We start from the raw sequence: 20085 nt of genomic DNA, 5'->3' as shown, positions 1-20085 counted from the left end.
GAAGAAGGAAAATTCAGTTGGCCTGGACCTGCAGGCAGTGCTCGATCAACAGCACCAACTCGGTCTGGAACTGCTCCATGAAGGCCGTGATGGTGCCCTGGCGGAAGCGTCGGTTGCTGTAGATGCAGCGGAACGACAGCTTGCCGTCGAACACCTGGCCTACCACTTCGAGCCAGTTGGCCAGGCTCGCCTGCTGCGAGAAGCTGTCGCCGACGCTCTCCGGCGCGGGCAGGAACAGCGCCTGCTCGGCATCGAAGCTCTGGTCGAGCTGGCCCAGGTAGTTGAAGGTGACCTGCGCCTGCGGCAGGTCGGCCAGGCGCGCGCGCACCCACGGTTCGTCCATGTGGCGCAGCACGCCGTAGCCGATGCCCTTGTCCGGCACCTGGGCCAACTGCTCGCGAATCGCCACGATCGACGCCCCGGGCTCGGACACCGGGCTCAGGCGTACCGGATACATGCTGGTGAACCAGCCCAGGGTACGGCTCAGGTCCAGTTGCTCGAACAGATCCTCGCGGCCATGGCCTTCCAGCAGCACCAGCGCCGACGCACTGTCATCCCATCGGCACAAGGCCCGGCTCAGCGCGGTCAGCAGCAGGTCGTTGATCTGCGTCTGGTAGGCCGCGGGCGCCTCCTTGAGCAACTGTGCGGTCCGTTGCGCATCCAGGCTGAACGCGGCCTCTTCGCGGTGGCACATGAGATTGCCGCCACGTGGGTTGTCACAGCGCAGCGGCCCGTCCTGCCGGTCGAGCTGCGCCACCCAGTAGTCGAGCTCACGCTCGCGCAGGGTCACGGCATGGCCGGCCAGGCCTGCGGCCCACTCACCGAAGCTGCTGGTGCGCAGCGGCAGCCGCGGCTCCCGCTCGTCGAGGAACGCCTGGTAGGCCTCCTGCAAGTCCTGCAGCAGCACCCGCCAGGACACACCGTCGATCACCAAGTGATGGATCACCAGCAGCAGGCGTACCTGGCCATTGCCCAGGGTCGCCAGCAAGCCGCGCATCAGTGGCCCCTGGGCCAGGTCCAGGCTGCGCTGCAGCTGATTGGCCAAGCCCTCCAGCGCCTCTTCGTCGGCCACCTCGCGCACCCACAGCAGCGGGTCGTCACCCAGGCGCTGCAGGCACTCCTGCAACGGCTGGTAACGCTGGATCCAGCGCCCCTGCTCGTGGCTGAAACGCAGGCGCAAGGCATCGTGCTGGCCGAGCATGCAGGTCAGCGTGCGCTCCAGTGCCCGCGCATCCAGTGGCTGGTTGGCACGCAGGATCAACGCCTGGTTGAAGTGTTCCGGGGCATGGGTCTGCGCGGTGAAGAACCACTCCTGGATCGGGATCAGCGGGAAGGCACCCTCCACCACCACGGCCTGCTGCTCGCCGCTGACCCGCGACACGCCCTGCTGGTCGAACAGGTTGGCGATGGTCTGGCAACGCATCAGGTCGCGCAGCTTGAGCTCCAGTTTCAGTTGCGCGTGGTTACGCACCCGCGAAATCACCTGCAGGCTGAGGATCGAATCGCCACCCAGCTCGAAGAAGTTGTCGGCGATCCCCACCTGTTCGACCTGCAGCACCTCGGCCCAGATCTGCGCCATCCATTGCTCCTCCTCGCAACGCGGGGGCACATGGCTGGCCAGGTCGAAGGTGGGCTCCGGCAGGGCCTTGCGGTCGAGCTTGCCATTGAGCGAGACCGGCAGGCGCTCCAGGCAGATCACCTGCAACGGCACCATGTAGGCCGGCAGCGTCTCGGCCAGGGCGGCCTTGAGCTGATCGCCGCGGACCTCGGCGCTGGCCGCAACGTAGCCGATCAACTGCTTGCCGGAGACGCCGTCGCGAGCGATCACCACGGCATCGCCGACACCCGGTTGCTGGCGCAGGCTGGCTTCGATCTCGCCCAGTTCGATGCGGAAGCCCCGCACCTTCACCTGGTGATCCAGGCGCCCGACGTAGTCCAGTATTCCGCTTTCACGCAGGCGCACCAGGTCGCCGGAACGGTAGAAACGCGCACCCGGCTCACCGAATGGGTCCGGCACGAACCGTTCGGCAGTGATCGATGGCCGCTGGTGATAGCCGCGAGCCACGCCATGGCCACCGATGAACAACTGCCCGGCGAAACCGACCGGCAATGGGTTGAGGTCATCGTCCAGCACCCGTAGCGAGCGCTGCCCCACGACCCGGCCGATGGGGGCGTAGGCCGCGCCGCAGGGCTCTTCGGCCGAGGCCTTCCAGAGCATCGGCGTGACTACCGTTTCAGTCGGACCATAGCCATTGGTGATGTAGCGTGGCCGCAGCACCTCACGCACCTCGGCCAGGGTCTGCTCCGGCACCGCGTCGCCGCCCAGGCAATAGATACGCACCGGGGGCGGCTCGACACCGCTGTGCTGCACATATTCGGCCACCTGCTTCAGGTAGGCGGGCGGGAAGCAGGCAATGTCGACCCGGCCCCGACTCAGCGCCTCGCAGGTCTGCTGGGGCGTCCACAGTTCGTTGTCGCGCAGGATCAGCGTACCGCCCACCGCCAGCGTGGTCAGCCAGCGCTCGTGGGCGCCGTCGAAGGCGAACGACATGAAGTGCAGCTCTCGGGTGCCGGCCTTCATCTCGTAGAGCTCGGCGATGGCCTGGCAATGCATGCTCAAAGGTCCGTGGCTGACCGCCACGCCCTTGGGCACACCGGTCGAGCCAGAGGTATAGATCAAGTAGGCCAGGCTGTGCTCGCCCGGCACCGGGAACACGCTGGCCGGCGTACCGGCTTCGCACGCCAGGGTCGCCGGGTCGAGCGGTTCCAGGCCCTCGGGCAGGGCCAGGCGCTGCCCCAGGTCGGCACGACCGATCAGTTGGCGCATGCCGGAGTCCTGGATCATGAAGGCCAGGCGCTCGGCCGGGTAGTCCAGGTCCAGCGGCACATAGGCCGCACCGCTCTTGAACACCGCGAGCAAGGCCACCAGCATGTCCACCGAGCGCTCCAGGGCAACGCCCACCAGTACCTCCGGGCCGGCGCCACGGGCAAGCAGTTGCCGCGCCAGCACGTCGGAACGGGCCTCCAGCGCCGCGTAGCTGAGGCTCTGCCCGGCACACTCGGCGGCGATGGCCTCCGGCCGCGCGGCCGCCTGGCGAGCGATCAGCTGCGTCAGCATCACCCGCTCGCCGGCCTGCGCCGGCACCGCGCCCCAGGCGTCGAGCGCCTGATACTGCGCCGGGCTGAGCCGTTGCAGGTTGCCGATGTATTCGACAGGGCTGTCGATCATCGACTGCAGCAAGGTTTCCATCAGTGCGCGAATGCCCTGCACGGCCTCGGGCGTGAAGTGGCTGCGCAGGAACAGGTACTCGATGGCCAGGGTCTCACCGAGGGTGACCGCCAGGTCCATGGGGAAGTTGGTGACGTCGTGGCTGCTCGAGGCGCCGAAGCGCAGGCCGCCCTGGGCCTGTTCCAAGCGCTGGTCGATGGGGTAGTTCTCGAACACGATGATGCTGTCGAACAGGGCCTGGCCGCCCTGCCCCGACCAGCGCTGGATATCGGCCAGCGGCGCATGGGCGTGCTCGCGCAGGTCCAGGTTGTCGGCCTGCAGTTGCTGCAGCCAATGATCCAGGCGCTGCGTCGGCTCGAGGGTCTGGATCACTGGCAAGGTGTTGATGAACAGGCCAAGCATGTGCTGCGCGTTGGCCAGGCTCTCGGGGCGACCGGCCACTGTCGCGCCGAAGGCCACGCTGCGCTGTCCGGTGTAACGCTGCAACAGCAACAGCCAGGCACCCTGGATCAGGGTGTTGGCGGTAATGCCCTCGGCCCGGCAGTGCTGCTGCAACGCGGCGGTGCGCTGGGCGTCCCAGCGGGTGTACAGCGCCTCGTGTCCCGGCAGGTCGGCAGTGTGCCGCGGGTGGATCGACTGGCTCAGTTGGGTCGGCGCGTCGAGCAGGCGCAGACGGCCCTGCCAGTAGTCCTGCAGGCGCCCCTGATCCTGCTCCTGCAACCAGGCGATGAAGTCACGGTAGCAGCCGCTGTCGCCGGTCACTTCGCCGCTGGCGTAATGCTGCAGCACCTCGCCAAACAACTGCGAACTGCTCCAGCCGTCCATGAGGATATGGTGGCTGGTCCACACCAACTGGTGCTCGGCGTCGCCCGTGCGCACCAGCAACAGGCGTTGCAGCGGCACCTGGCCGAGGTCGAAGCCACGCTGCGCGCGGGCGACCGCCTCAAGGTCGGCGGCGCTGAAGGAGCGTGCGCGCCAGTCGAGCACGGTCATCGCCACCTCGACGTGACGGTGCACCACCTGCAACGGCGCGCTCTGGCCGCCTTCCCAGTGGAAGGAGGTACGCAGGATCTCGTGACGGCCGATCACATGCTGCCAGGCTGCGCGGAAGCGCTCTTGCTCAAGCCCTTCGACCGGCAGGCTGAGCTGGTTGATGTACAGGTCGTCGCCTTCGTCGGACAGGCTGTGGAACAGCATGCCCTGCTGCATCGGCGACAGCGGGTAGATGTCCTCGACCTCGGCCACCGCCACCGGCAGCGCATCGAGTTGCGCCTGGCTCAGGCCCGCCAGCGGGAAGTCCGACGGCGTCAACCCTTGCGGCGCCTGGCAGTGCTCGACCAGCGCCGCCAGTTCCACCTCGTAGGCCCGCGCCAGCCGCTCGATGCTCGCGCGGGCGAACATCTGCCCGCTGAAGCTGAACGCCAGGCTCAGCTCGCCGCCATACACCTGGCCATTGAGCACCAGCCAGTTGCCCAGCGGCGCCAGCGGGCTCTGCTCCTCGCCCGCGCTTTCGGCGGCGGGCACGAACAGCGCCCGCTCATCGAACTGGCCGTCCAGCTGGCCCAGGTAGTTGAAGGTGATGCGCGGCACCGGCAGTTCGGCCAGGCTTGCGCGCGCGGCCTCGTCGCCCAGGTAGCGCAGGACGCCGAAACCGATGCCCTTGTGCGGCACGCCGCGCAGCTGTTCCTTGACCTGCTTGATCGAGGCGCCCAGCTCGGTGGCCGGGGTCAACCGCACCGGGTAGGCGCTGGTGAACCAGCCCACCGTGCGGCTCAGGTCGATGTCGTCGAACAGGTCTTCGCGGCCATGGCCTTCCAGCTCCACCAGTGCCGAATCGGCGCCGCTCCAGCGGCACAGCACCCGGGCCAGGGCGGTCAGCAGCAGGTCGTTGACCTGGGTGCGGTAGGCCGCCGGGGCCTGTTGCAGCAGGCGTCGGGTCAGCTCGGTATCCAGGCGTGCCTGCACGCTCTGGCGGTGACGGTTTTGCAGGCTGGCGCCTGGCTCGGCCTCGGGCAGGCCCTGCGGCGCACCGGCCAGTTGCCCTTGCCAGTAGGCCAGTTCGCTGTCCAGCTTTGCGGCATGCTGCTGCAGGCGCTCGCCCCAGGCCTTGAAGGCGCTGGTCTTGGCCGGCAGTTTCGGCGTGCCGCCCGCCAGGGCCTGGCGGTAGGCATCGTGCAGGTCTTCCAGCAGCACGCGCCAGGACACGCCATCGACCACCAGGTGGTGGATCACCAGCAGCAGGCGCTGGCCACCGTCGGCCAGGTCGATCAGCACCGCGCGCAGCAGCGGGCCCTGGGCCAGGTCCAGGCTACGCTGGGCCTCTTCGCAGGTCGCCTCGATTTCCTCGGTGCTGCGCAGCGCGGTACGCCACAGCAATGGCTGGGCCGGTTGCAGCGGACCGTGTTCGGCGCTGCCGTCGGCAAAGCGCAGGCGCAAGGCGTCGTGCTGGGCGTACAGTGCCAGCAGCGCCCGCTCCAGCGCGGCAGCGTCCACGGTTTCGGTGCCGCGCAGCAACAGCGACTGGTTCCAGTGCTGCGGCTCGCTCATGCGCTGGTCGAAGAACCACTGCTGGAACGGCAGCAGCGGCGCGCTGCCCGTCACCGGGCCCTGGTCGATACGCGGCACCACCGCCTCCCCGAGCTGGGCCACGGCCGCCAGGCGCTGCACGGTCTGGTGCTGGAACAATGCCTTGGGCGTGATATGAATCCCGGCCTGTCGCGCACGACTGACTACCTGGATCGACATGATCGAGTCGCCGCCCAGGGCGAAGAAATTCTCGGTAACGCCCACCGGGCCTGCGCCCAGCACGGCCTGCCAGATCTCGGCCAGGGCGATTTCGGTCGGTGTGGCCGGCGCCTGATAGTCGCGAGCCTTGATGGTCTGGTCCGGGCGTGGCAAGGCCTTGCGGTCCAGTTTGCCATTGGGCGACAGCGGCAGGCTGTCCAGTGCCAACCACTGGTTCGGCACCATGTAGTCCGGCAGGCCACGGCGCAGATGCTCGGCCAGCTGTGCCTGCCAGTTTTCAGCTTCGCCGGTCAGCACCACATAACCGACCAACTGCTTGCCATCCGGCACCGTCACCACGGCTTCACGCACCAGGTCGTGCTCCAGCAAGCGTGCCTCGATCTCGCCCAGCTCGATGCGCAGGCCACGCAGCTTGACCTGGTGGTCGATACGCCCGGCGTATTCGATTACCCCGTCCGCGCGGTAGCGCGCCAGGTCGCCGGTGCGGTAGATGCGCTCGCCGTTGCCATACGGGCTCACGGCGAAACGCTCGGCGGTCAGCCCCGGGCGGCGGTGGTAGCCGCGCGCCAGGCCTGCGCCGGCCAGGTACAGCTCGCCCAGCACGCCCACCGGCACCGGTTGCAGCTCGGCGTCGAGGATGTAGCAGGCCAGGTTGGCGATCGGCTCGCCGATCGGCACGCTGTCGCGCCCTTCCTCGCGGCAGGTCCAGTGGGTCACGTCGATGGCCGCCTCGGTCGGGCCGTACAGGTTGTACAGCCCGGCCTTCGGCAGCTTGGCGAACACCTGCTGCTGGGCATCGGCCGGCAGCGCCTCGCCACTGCAGACGATGCGCGCAAGGCTGGTGCAGCGCGGCACGCCACTGTCCTGCAGGAACGCCTGGAGCATCGACGGCACGAAGTGCAGTGTGGTGATGTTTTCGCCGGTGATCAGCTCGACCAGACGGGCCGGGTCGCGGTGATCGCCCGGCGCGGCGACCACCAGGCGCGCACCGGTCATCAACGGCCAGAAGAACTCCCACACCGACACGTCGAAGCTGAACGGCGTTTTCTGCAACACGCTGTCGCCGGCGTCCAGTCGATAGGCCTGCTGCATCCAGCACAGGCGGTTGACCAGGGCCGAATGGCGGTTGCCCGCGCCTTTTGGCCGGCCTGTGGAGCCGGAGGTGTAGATCACATAGGCCAGGTTTTCAGGGGCCACCGCCACGTTCGGGTTGCCCGCCTCATCGGCGCCTGGTTCCAGGTCCAGCGCCAGGGTCTGCACGCCTTCGGCCAGCGGCAGTTGCAGGTGGCTCTGGGTCAGCAGCAGTTGCACGCCGCTGTCCTCGATCATGTAGCGCAGGCGGTCCTCGGGGTATTCCGGGTCCAGCGGCACGTAGGCGCCACCGGCCTTGAGGATGGCCAGCAAGCCGACCACCATCTCCACCGAACGCTCCACCGCGATGCCCACCAGCACATCCGCGCCGACGCCCAGGGCGATCAGGCGATGGGCCAAGCGGTTGGCGCGGGCGTTGAGCTGGGCGTAGCTCAGGCGCGTCTCGCCGAAGGCCAGTGCCGGGGCATCCGGGGTGCGCTGCACCTGGGCCTCGATCAGTTGCTGGATGCATTGCTCCAGCGGGTAGTGCTCAGCGGTGGCGTTCCACGTAACCAAGGTGCGCTCGCGCTCGGCTGCCGCCAGCAATGGCAGTTCGGCCACCGGTTGTTGCGGTTGGTCGACGATACCCTGCAGCAGATTGATGAAGTGGGTCGACAGCCGCTCGATGGTCGAGCGCTCGAACAGGTCGGTGGCATAGATGAACGACGCCTCCAATCCCTCCGGCGATTCGCGGGTCTCCAGGGTCAGGTCCAGTTGGGCCACTTCGGTGACACTGTCCACGCCTTCGATCTGCAGGTCGCCCAGGCGCGCGCTGGTCGCCCCGCCACGGCCAGCCGCTTGATGGTTGAACATCACCTGGAACAGCGGATTGAGCCCCAGGGTGCGCTCCGGCGCCAGGGCTTCTACCAGTTGCTCGAACGGCAGCTCCTGATAGGCCTGGGCATCCAGTGCGTGCTGGCGCACCTGGCGCAACAATTCGACGAAGGGCTGCTCGCCGGCGACCTGGGCGCGAATCACCTGCGTGTTGACGAAATAACCGATCAGCCCTTCGGTCTCGACCCGGTTGCGGTTGGCACTGGGCACCCCGATGCGGATATCGTCCTGGCCGCTGTAGCGGTGCAACAACGCGTGGAATGCCGCCAACAGCACCATGAACAAGGTGCCACCCTCGGCCCGGGCCAGGGCTTGCAGGTCATGACTCAAGGCCGCCGGCAGTTGCAGGTTGCAGCGCGCGCCACGGTAGCTGGGCTGCGCCGGTCGCGAGTGATCCAGCGGCAGTTCCAGCACCGGTTGCTGCGCGCCCAGGCGCTCGGTCCAGTAGGCCAGCTGGCGCTCACGCTCGCCCGCCTCCATCCAGTGGCGCTGCCACAGGGCATAGTCGGCGTACTGGATCGGCAGCGGCGCCAGGGTCGGCGCCTGGCCGAGGCTCAAGCCGGCATACAGAGCGATCAACTCGCCGACCATCACCTGCATCGACACGCCATCGGAAACGATATGGTGCTGAGTCAGCACCAGCACCTGGTCGTCGGGCGCCAGCTCCAGCAGACAGACCCGCAGCAGCGGCCCCGCCTCGAGGTCGAACGGCTGACGGGTTTCCTCGGCCACCCGGGCCTCCAGCTGTGCCAGGTCCAGCGGGCCGACGACCTCATGGGCGATAGCCAACCCGGCCACAGGGTCGATCACCTGCAATGGGCGCGCCTGGTCGAAGACGAAACGGGTGCGCAGCGTCTGATGCCGCTCCACCAACCGCTCGAAGGCACCTTGCAGCGCCTGGCGATCCAGCCGGCCGCGCAGACGCAGGGCCATGGGGATGTGATAGGCACTGCTGTGCGGCTCCAGCTGCCAGAGGAACCACTGGCGCTCCTGGGCGAAGGACAGCGGCAGTTGCTCGAAGGCCGACTGCACCTCGGGGATCGGCAGGTTGGCCGGGGACACGCCCTCGGCCAGCATCTTCTCCAGGTACAGGGCACGCTTGTCCAGTGGCAAGGTAATGAAGCGGCGAGCGATCCGCGCGGCAACAGTGCTGTCCATCACAGCCCCTCCATGTCGTCGAGCAGGTCTTCCAGACGGCTCAGGGTCGAGTCCTGCACCTGTGCGCCGGTGGCTTGCAGTTGCGCCACCAGAGCACCCAGCACCGGGTATTGGAACAGCAGTTGCGGGACCAGCTTCAGCCCCAGTTCGAGTTGAATACGCGACACGATATTGATCACCAGCAGGGAATGCCCGCCCAGTTCGAAGAAGTTGTCAGTCAGGCCGACTCGCTCAAGCCCCAGGACCTGCGCCCAGATTGCCGCGACCTGTTGTTCCAGTTCGCTTTGCGGCGCCACATAGGCACGCTGCGCTTGCGCGGCATCCACGGCGGGCAAGGCCTTGCGGTCGAGCTTGCCGTTAGGCGACAGCGGCAGGCTGTCCAGTGCCAGCCACTGGTTCGGCACCATGTAGTCCGGCAGGCCACGGCGCAGATGCTCGACCAGCTGTGCCTGCCAGTTTTCAGCTTCGTCGGTCAGCACCACATAACCGACCAACTGCTTGCCATCCGGCACCGTCACCACGGCTTCACGCACCAAGTCGTGCTCCAGCAAACGTGCCTCGATCTCGCCCAGTTCGATGCGCAGGCCACGCAGCTTGACCTGGTGGTCGATACGCCCGGCGTACTCGATCACCCCATCCGCGCGGTAGCGCGCCAGGTCGCCGGTGCGGTAGATGCGCTCGCCGTTGCCGTACGGGCTCACGGCGAAGCGCTCGGCGGTCAGCCCCGGGCGGCGGTGGTAGCCGCGCGCCAGGCCTGCGCCGGCCAGGTACAACTCGCCCAGCACGCCTACCGGCACCGGTTGCAGCTCGGCGTCGAGGATGTAGCAGGCCAGGTTGGCGATCGGCTCGCCGATCGGCACGCTGTCGCGCCCTTCCTCGCGGCAGGTCCAGTGGGTCACGTCGATGGCCGCCTCGGTCGGGCCGTACAGGTTGTACAGCCCGGCCTTCGGCAGCTTGGCGAACACCTGCTGCTGGGCATCGGCCGGCAGCGCCTCGCCACTGCAGACGATGCGCGCAAGGCTGGTGCAGCGCGGCACGCCGCTGTCCTGCAGGAACGCCTGGAGCATCGACGGCACGAAGTGCAGCGTGGTGATCTGCTCGGTAGTGATCAGCTCGACCAGACGGGCCGGGTCGCGGTGATCGCCCGGCGCGGCAACCACCAGGCGCGCACCGGTCATCAACGGCCAGAAGAACTCCCACACCGACACGTCGAAGCTGAACGGCGTTTTCTGCAACACGCTGTCGCCGGCGTCCAGTCGATAGGCCTGCTGCATCCAGCACAGGCGGTTGACCAGGGCCGAATGGCGGTTGCCCGCGCCTTTTGGCCGGCCTGTGGAGCCGGAGGTGTAGATCACATAGGCCAGGTTTTCAGGGGCCACCGCCACGTTCGGGTTGCCCGCCTCATCGGCGCCTGGTTCCAGGTCCAGCGCCAGGGTCTGCACGCCTTCGGCCAGCGGCAGTTGCAGGTGGCTCTGGGTCAGCAGCAGTTGCACGCCGCTGTCCTCGATCATGTAGCGCAGGCGGTCCTCGGGGTATTCCGGGTCCAGCGGCACGTAGGCGCCACCGGCCTTGAGGATGGCCAGCAGGCCGACCACCATCTCCACCGAACGCTCCACCGCGATGCCCACCAGCACATCCGCGCCGACGCCCAGGGCGATCAGGCGATGGGCCAAGCGGTTGGCGCGGGCGTTGAGCTGGGCGTAGCTCAGGCGCGTCTCGCCGAAGGCCAGTGCCGGGGCATCCGGGGTGCGCTGCACCTGGGCCTCGATCAGTTGCTGGATGCTTTGCTCCAGCGGGTAGTGCTCAGCGGTGGCGTTCCACGTGACCAGGGTGCGCTCGCGCTCGGCGGCCGCCAGCAACGACAGTTCGGCCACCGGTTGTTGCGGCTGGTCGACGATACCCTGCAGCAGATTGATGAAGTGGGTCGACAGCCGCTCGATGGTCGAGCGCTCGAACAGGTCGGTGGCATACACCAACGAGGCCAGCATGCCCTCCTCGCTGTCGAACACATCCAAGGTCAGGTCGAACTGGGCGACACCGGTATCCCATTGCAGCCCTTCGACGCTCAAGGCATGCGCCTGTTGCGCGCCCTGGCCACGGCGCGCGCCGCTCTGGTAGTTGAACAGTGCCTGGAACAGCGGGCTGTGGCTGAGGTTGCGTTCCGGCGCCAGGGCCTCGACCAGTTGCTCGAACGGCAGGTCCTGGTAGGCCTGGGCCTCCAGCGCCGCCTGGCGCACCTGGCCGAGCAGCGTGGCAAAGGTCGCCCGCGGCGCGAACTCGGCCTTGAGCACCTGGGTATTGACGAAGAAGCCGATCATGCCTTCGGTGCGAGCATGGTTGCGGTTGGCGATCGGCACCCCGACACGGATGTCGGACTGGCCGCTGTAGCGGTGCAGCAACGTCTGGTAAGCCGCCAGCAACAGCATGAACAGCGTCACCCCCTGTTCCCGGGCCAGCGCGCGCAACGCCTGCTGCAGCTCACCGGACAGGGCCAGCGTCAAACTGGCACCGGCCTGGCTGCGCATCGCCGGACGTGGGTGATCCAGCGGCAGTTCGAGCACAGGCTGCGTGCCGCCCAGGCGTTCGACCCAATAGCTCAGCTGCCGCTCACGCTCACCCGCGTCCATCCACTGGCGCTGCCAAACGGCATAGTCGGCGTACTGGATCGGCAACGGCGCAAGGCTCGGCGCCTGCCCCTGGCCGAAGGTGTCGTACAGGGCCACCAGCTCGTCGACCATGACCTGCATCGACACACCATCGCTGACGATGTGATGCATCACCAGCACCAGCACATGTTCATCGCTGCCCTGGCGCAACAGGCAGGCGCGCAGCAGCGGGCCCTGCCCGAGGTCGAACGGACGTGCGACCTCCTGTTCCACCCGCGACAGCAGCGCGGCATCGCTGGCATCGGCCAGCACCTCCAGCGGCAGCTCGAAGGCGAACGGCGCCTGAATCACCTGCTCGGTACGCCCCTGTGCATGAACGAACACCGTGCGCAGGCTCTCATGCCGCGCCACCAGGTGCTCGAACGCCCGGCGCAGGGCTTCGACACGCAGCGCGCCACGCAGGCGCAGGGCCACCGGAATATGGTAGGCGGCGCTGTCTGGGGCCAGCTGCCAGAGGAACCACTGGCGCTCCTGGGCATAGGACAATGCCAGCGCTCGCGAGCGATCGGCCAGGCCGATGGCGGGCACCGCCGCGCCGCCAGACGCCGATAGCTGGGCGCAGAACGCCTGCAGGGTGCCATGCTCGAACAAGGTGCGCAGCGCCACCTCGACCTGCAGGGCGTGGCGCACCCGGGCGACGACCTGGGTGGCCAGCAACGAGTGACCACCCAGCTCGAAGAAGTGATCGTGCAAGCCCACCTGCGGCAGCTTGAGCACATCGGCCCAGATTGCCGCCACCGTCTGCTCCAGCGCGGTACGCGGTGGCTGGTGGTCATGTCGGGACTGGCTGGCCTCAGGCTGCGGCAGCGCCTTGCGGTCAAGCTTGCCGTTGGGGGTCAGCGGCATGCTGGCGAGCGACAGGACATGCGCCGGGACCATGTAGTCCGGCAGCACTTCGCGCAGGCTCGCCCTGAGCCCGTCGCACCATGCGGCATCAGCCTGATCGGGCTGCAACGCCACCACATAGCCGACCAACTGCTGGCCGCTCGGGCCCGGCCGGGCGACCACGGCGGCATCGCGCACGCCAGCCTGGGCCAGCAGGCGGGCCTCGACTTCGCCCAGCTCGACGCGGAAACCGCGGATTTTCACCTGGTTGTCCACGCGCCCCTGGTAGTCGAACACGCCATCGCGGCGCTCGCGCACCAGGTCGCCACTGCGGTACAGGCGCGCGCCTGGCTCGCCGTGCGGATCGGGAACGAAGCGCTCGGCGGTCATGCCCGGGCGGTCCAGGTAGCCACGGGCCAGGCCGTGACCACCCAGGTACAGCTCACCCTGCAGGCCGGCTGGCAGGACGCTCAGGTCGGCGGCCAGCACGTAGGTACGACGGTCGCCGATACGCGTGCCGATCGGTGCATAGGCAGCGCCGCAGTCGGTAGCGCGGTCGGCTTTCCAGATCAGCGGGGTCACCACCGTCTCGGTCGGGCCATAGCCGTTGATGATGTGCTCCGGCGCCAGGGCGGCATGCACGCGCTGGTAGCTGTCACGGGGCACGGCATCGCCGCCGAAGCAGTAGATGCGCGCCTTCGGCGCCTGGCCATGCAGCTCGACGTGCTCGGCCATCTGCAATAGGTACGCCGGTGGAAACGCTGCCACGGTCACGCCGTGCTCACACATGCGCGCGCAGGTCTGGCCTGGCTCCCAGAGGCTGTCATCACGCACCAGCAGGCGGCTGCCGTGGGTCAACGCGGTGAGCCAGCGTTCATGAGCGCCGTCGAAGGCGAACGACATGAAGTGCAGCTCGCAATCGTCCTCGACCATGGCATAGCGCCGGCCGATGGCTTCGCAGTGCATCGCCAGCGGGCCATGCTCGACGCACACCCCCTTGGGCTTGCCGGTGGAACCGGAGGTGTAGATCACATAGGCCAGGCTCTGCGGCTGCACCACGGTTTGCGGCGCATGGGTCGGCTGTGCGGTCAGGTCGAGCTGGTCGAGATTGAGCGCAGCCAACGCCGCCGGCAGCGGCAGTTGCCCGCGCAGGGTCGAGTCGGTGAGCAACAGGGCGATACCGGAGTCCTGCATCAGGTAGGCCAGGCGCTCGGCCGGATAGCTGGCGTCCAGCGGCACATAGGCGCCACCGGCCTTGAGCACCGCGAGCAAGGCGACGATCACCTGCGGCCCACGGGGCAAGGCCACGCCGACGCGGATCTCGGCGCCTACGCCTTCGGCAACCAGGCGATGGGCCAGTTGGTTGGCCTGACGTTCCAGGCTGGTGAAGTCCAGCACCTGGTCGCCGAACAGTACCGCGGGAGCCTGAGGCCGGCGCGCGGCCTGGGCGGCGATGCGCTGGTGCACCAGCAAGCCGTCCTGCCATGGCTGCGGCGCGTTGGCCATGGCCAGGGCCTGCTGGGCCTGGCTATCGAGCAGGCTCAGGTTGCCCAACGCCGCGGCGGGCGCCTGGCTGAACTGCTCCATCAGGCCGATCAGTTGCTGGTCCAGGCGGACAATGGCCGCCTCGTCGAAATGGGCACGCATGAAGCTGTAGTGCAGCTCCAGGGTACCGCCCAGGTTCACGCCCAGGGTCAGCGGGTAGTTGGTCTGCTCGCGACTGTCGACGCTGCCGAAGCGCAGCTCCTGCGGCGCGCCACGCTCCAGGGCCTCGGCCACCGGGTAGTTCTCGAACACCAGCAGACTGTCGAACAGCGCGTCACCGCCCTGCCCGGCCCAGCGCTGGATGTCGAACAAGGGCGTGTGCTCATGTTCGCGCAAGCCAAGGTTGAGCGCCTGCACGGCCTGCAGCCAGTCGGCCACCGACTGGGCCGGCTGTGGCGTGGCGATCACCGGCAGGGTGTTGATGAACAGACCGATCTGCTGCTCGATACCCGACAGCTCCAGCGGCCGGCCCGCCACGGTGGCGCCGAAGGCCACCGTGGCCTGCCCGCTGTAGCGCTGCAACAGCAGTAGCCAGGCCGCTTGCAGCAGGGTGTTGACAGTGACCTTCTGCTGGCGGGCGAAGGATTCCAGGCGCTGCGTGCGCTCGGCGTCGACCAGCCGCACATGGCTGGCGTACCCGCTGCCAGGCTCGGCCTGCAGGCCCTGGGCCAAACGCGTGGGCGTCTCCAGCTCGGCCAGGCGCTCGCGCCAGAACGCTTCGCTGACCGCCGGATCCTGGCGCTGCAACCAGTCGATGTAGTCGCGGTAGCGCCCGGCCTGGGCCGGCGCCTGCCCGGCATAACGCTGCAGGACTTCACCCATCAACTGGGAGTTGCTCCAGCCGTCCATGAGGATGTGATGGTTGGTGTAGATCAGCTCGAAGCGCTGCTCGCCGGTGCGCACCACGGTCATGCGCAGCAACGGCGCCTCACGCAGGTCGAAACCGCGAGCGCGCTCGGCCTCGGCCAGGGCGTCCAGGCGCGCGCCTGGCTCGGCCTCGGCATGCCAGTCGAGGTAGTCGAACGGCACCTGGACCTGGCGCTGGACGATCTGCAGCGGCTGGCCGATATCACCTTCCCAGGCGAAGCGACTGCGCAGGATCGGCTGGGCATCGGCCGACGCCTGCCAGGCCGCGCGGAAACGCTCGACCTGCAAGCCTTCCACGGTCACCCGCATCTGGTTGACATAGTCGCCGTTGCCCTGGCCATACAGGCTGTGGAACAGCATGCCCTGCTGCATCGGCGACAACGGATAGACATCCTCGACCGCGCGCGGATCGTCCAGCAACTGGTCGAGGTGCGCCTGATCCAGGCGTGCCAGCGGGAAGTCCGAGGGCGTGACACCAGCATGGCGCGGGTCGCAGCAATGGGTGATGAGCGCCTTCAGCTCGGCGGCATAGTCATCGGCCAAGGCCTGGACCGTGGCCTCGTCGAACATCTCGTGGCTGTAGGTCCAACCAATGGCCAGCTCGCCACCGTAGACCTGCCCATTGAGCGTCAGCCAGTTGCCCAGCGGCGCCGCCGGGCTCTGCTCCTCGCCGCGCGGCTCGCCGACCGGGACGAACAGCGCGCCCTGCTCGGCGTCGAAACTGCCATCGAACTGCCCCAGATAGTTGAAGGTGATACGCGGCACCGGCAAGGCGGCAAGACCGGCCTGCACCGCGGCATCGCCCAGGTGGCGGAGCATGCCATAGCCGATGCCCTTGGCGGGGACCGCACGCAGTTGCTCCTTGACCGCCTTGATCGAGCCCGCCAGGTCCTGCGCAGGCGTGAGGGCCAGCGGGAACAAGGTGGTGAACCAGCCGACGGTGCGCGTCAGGTCGATGTCGTCGAACAGGTCTTCGCGGCCATGCCCTTCGAGTTGGATAAGCGCGGTGTGCTGCGCGCTCCAGCGGCACACCACCCGGGCCAGCGCGGTCAGCAGCAGGTCGTTGACCTGGGTGCGGTAAGCCGCCGGGGCCTGCTGCAGCAACTGCCGGGTCAGCTCGCTGTCCAGCCGCGTATGCAGGCTGCGAGCATGGCGGTTTTGCTGGCCGCCGGCCGGATTGGCGCACGGCAGGTCCTGCGGAACATCGGCCAACTGGCCCTGCCACCAGGCCAGCTCGCGCGCCATGGCGTCACTCTGGGCGTGTTCCCGCAAACGCTCGGCCCAGGCCTTGTAGGCACTGGTTTTCGCCGGCAGCCGCACCGGCTGCTGCGCATCCAGTTGCGCGCAGGCCTGTTGCAGGTCTTCGAACAGCACGCGCCAGGACACGCCGTCGATGACCAGGTGGTGGATCACCAACAGCAAGCGTTGGCTGCCGTCGCCCATGCCGACCAGCACGGCACGCAGCAGCGGCCCGTCCAGGCTCAGGCTGCGTTGCGCCGTTTCACACAACGCCAGCAGCGCGTCCTGGTCGGCGGCCTGTCGCTGCCAGAGCAAATCCTTGGCCTGGCCAGGCTGAGCGTGATTGGCCTGCCACTGACCTTGCTCGCGGGTAAAGCGCAGGCGCAACGCATCGTGCTGCACCAGCAGGGCCTGCAAGGCCGCCTCGACGGTCGCCGCCTGCAAGGCCCGAGTAGGACGCAACAGCACCGACTGGTTCCAGTGGTGCGCCTCGTCGCTCACTTCGCCGAAGAACCACTGCTGTACCGGTAGCAGCGGCATGCCGCCCTGCACCGCCCCCTGGTCGATGCACTGCGCCGCGCCGCCCTCGCGCGCCACGCGGGCCAGGCCCTGCACGGTCTGGTGCTGGAACAGTTCCTTGGGCGTGAAATGAATGCCGGCCTGACGGGCACGGCTGACCACCTGGATGGAAATGATCGAGTCGCCACCCAGTTCGAAGAAGTTGTCACTCAAGCCGACCCGCTCCAGACGCAGCACATCGGCCCAGACAGCGGCAATGCGCTGTTCCATTTCGCTTTGCGGGGCTACATAGGCCTGTTGCAACAGGCTGGCATCGGCCGCCGGCAAGGCGCGGCGGTCGAGCTTGCCGTTGGCGGTCAGCGGCATGCGCTCGAGCAGCAGCAGGTGCGCCGGCACCATGTACTCCGGCAGGTCTTCGCGCAGCGCGGCCTTGACCGTCTCACGCCAGATCGCCTGGTCCGTCACCACTTGTTCGGCCACCAGATAGCCGACCAGCTGGGTGCCGCTCGGCCCCTCCTGGGCCAGCACCACGGCCTCGCGCACCTGGGGCAGCGCTTGCAGCCGCGCCTGGATCTCGCCCAGTTCGATGCGGAAGCCACGGATCTTCACCTGATGGTCCATCCGCCCGACGTACTCGATCACCCCATCGGCGCGCCAGCGGGCCAGGTCGCCGCTGCGGTACAGCCGCGCCCCGCTGTCGCCGAACGGGTCGGGGATGAAGCGCGTGGCGCTGAGGTCGGCGCGCTTGAGGTAGCCACGGGCCAGGCCCTGGCGACCGACGTACAGCTCGCCGACGCAGCCGGCGGCCACCGGGTTGAGGTCGCTGTCGAGCACGTACAGGCTCTGGTCCGGGATCGGCACGCCGATCGGGCTCGACGCGCCCTGCGCCAGGTCAGCCAGCGACAGTGGACGGTAGGTCACGTGCACCGTGGTTTCGGTGATGCCGTACATATTGACCAGTTGCGGGGCACGATCGCCGAAGCGCTCGAACCACGGGCGCAGGCTGCCGACCTCCAGTGCCTCGCCGCCGAACACCACGTAGCGCAGTTGCTGGTCGCTGCGCTGGCCTTCGGCGCAGGCCACCTGCATCAGCTGGCGGAACGCCGACGGCGTCTGGTTGAGCACGGTCACCCGCTGCTCGCACAGCAGTTGGTAGAAGGCCTCCGGCGAACGGCTGACATCCTGCGGCACGATCACCAGGCGGCCACCGTGCAGCAAGGCGCCGAACAGCTCCCATACCGAGAAGTCGAAGGCATAGGAGTGGAACAGCGTCCAGCAGTCCTGCGGGCCGAAGCCGAACCAACCGTCGGTGGCCTCGAACAGGCGCAGCACGTTGCGGTGCGGCAGCAAGGTGCCCTTCGGCTTGCCGGTGGAGCCGGAGGTGTAGATGACATAGGCCAGGTTATCCAGGTCCACCGCGACGCTCGGGTTGACCTCGGCAAAGCCAGCATAGTCGCCGGCCAGGTCCAGCACCTGCACGTCCGCCGCCAGGTTCAGCCCGAGGTCGCCTTGGCCGAGCAGCAACTGCAGGCCGCTGTCCTCGATCATGTAATGCAGGCGGTCCAGCGGATAGGCCGGGTCCAGCGGCACGTAGGCGCCACCGGCCTTGAGGATGGCCAGCAGGCCGACCACCATCTCCAGCGAACGCGGCGCGGCCAGGCCCACCAGCACGTCCGGGCCGACGCCGCGGGCGATCAGCGCGTGGGCGATCCGGTTGGCCCGACGGTTCAGCTCGGCATAGCTCAACTGCTCGCCTTCGCAGACCAGCGCCGGCGCCTGCGGCGCGCGGGCCGCCTGGGCTTCGATCAGGCGATGCAGTGGCTGGCTCGGTTCGAACGTGGCCGGGACGGTATTCCAGGCAGCCAGGGTTGCGGCACGTTCCGCCGCCGTCAGCATCGGCAACTCGCTGACGCGCGTGCCGGGGGCGCTGACGATACCTTCGAGCAACGCCTGCCAGTGGCCCGCCAGGCGCTCGATGGTGGCTGAGTCGAACAGGTCGGTCGCGTAGGTCAGCGACGCCCACAACTGCCCCTGCTCTTCATGGGTATCGAGCATCAGGTCGAATTGCGCGGTCTGGCTCTCCCAGTTCAGCGATTCGACCCGCAGCCCCGGCAGCTCATGGGCCTGCCGGCCCTCGCCACGGTGCGCCTGGTGATTGAACAGCACCTGGAACAACGGGCTGTGGCTGAGGTTGCGCTCCGGCGCCAAGGCTTCAACCAGTTGCTCGAACGGCAGGTCCTGATGCTCCTGGGCGCCCAGCGCCGCCTCCTTGGCCTGTTGCAGCAAAGTGGTGAACGGTGCCTGACCGTCGACTTCGGCGCTGAGCACCTGGGTGTTGACGAAGAAGCCGATCAGGCGCTCGGTCTCGGCGCGGTTGCGGTTGCCGATCGGTACGCCGACACGGATATCGCGCTGTCGGCTGTAGCGGTGCAACAGCGCCTGGAACGACGCCAGCAGGACCATGTACAGGGTCGCCCCCTGCTGTCGCGCCAGCTCTTGCAAACCCTTGCCCAGCTCGGCCGACAGCGCGATATCCAGGCGCGCGCCACGCAAACTCTGCAGCGCCGGCCGCGGACGATCCAGCGGCAGTTCCAGCACCGGCTGCTCGCCGCCCAGGCGGGTGGTCCAGTAGGCCAGTTGGCGCTCGCGCTCGCCAGCCTCCATCCATTGGCGCTGCCACAACGCATAGTCGGCGTACTGGATCGGCAGCACCGGCAGCTCGGGCTGCTGGCCACGACTGTACGCGGCATAGCAGCTGATCAGCTCCTCGACCATCAACTGCATCGAGGCGCCGTCGGAAATGATGTGGTGCTGGGTCAACACCAGCACATAGTCGTCTTCGCTCACCTGCAGCAGGCGCGCGCGCAGCAACGGCCCTTCGCCCAGGTCGAACAGCTCGGCGATCTCCCCGGCCACGGCCTGTTCCAGCTGCCCGGCATCGGCCAGTACCTGCACCGGCAGCGGCAGCGCGAACGGCGCGCGAACCTGCTGCAGCAACTGCCCGTCGACCTCGACGAACACACTGCGCAGTACTTCGTGACGCTCGATCAGCGTCGCGAAGCTGCGCTGCAGCGCGGCCATGTCCAGGGCGCCGCGCAAGCGCAGCGCCGTGGGGATGTGATACGCCGCGCTGTGCGGCTCCAGGTTCCAGAGGAACCACTGACGCTCCTGGGCATAGGACAGCCGAAGGGGCTCGTCGGCATCACGCCGGAAAATCGGCGCGATGCCATAGAGGTTGACCCCCTTCTGACTCAGCAGAATCGCCAAGGCTTTGCGCTTCTCGGAAGAAAGCGCGCTTACCGATTCGATTAGTTGCTGCATGCCGTG

At 68.0% G+C, this 20085-nt stretch carries 2 protein-coding genes; both read right to left on the bottom strand.

Annotation, left to right across the window (positions count from 1 at the left end; all coding sequences use genetic code 11):
* Positions 1 to 13: 13 nt before the first annotated feature.
* Positions 14 to 9097: a non-ribosomal peptide synthetase gene (locus HU772_RS10915; RefSeq protein WP_217858780.1), complete on the bottom strand. Its 9084-nt coding sequence runs from the start codon at positions 9095 to 9097 to the stop codon at positions 14 to 16.
* Positions 9097 to 20079, bottom strand: a complete 10983-nt coding sequence (locus HU772_RS10910) for a non-ribosomal peptide synthetase (RefSeq protein WP_217858778.1) — start codon at positions 20077 to 20079, stop codon at positions 9097 to 9099. Before HU772_RS10910 ends, HU772_RS10915 begins: the two co-directional genes overlap by 1 nt.
* Positions 20080 to 20085 lie beyond the last annotated feature (6 nt).

This window comes from Pseudomonas xantholysinigenes (assembly GCF_014268885.2).
GTDB lineage: Bacteria > Pseudomonadota > Gammaproteobacteria > Pseudomonadales > Pseudomonadaceae > Aquipseudomonas > Aquipseudomonas xantholysinigenes.
Note: the sequence above shows the minus strand (reverse complement) of the source record. Positions and strands in the feature narration are given on the sequence as shown.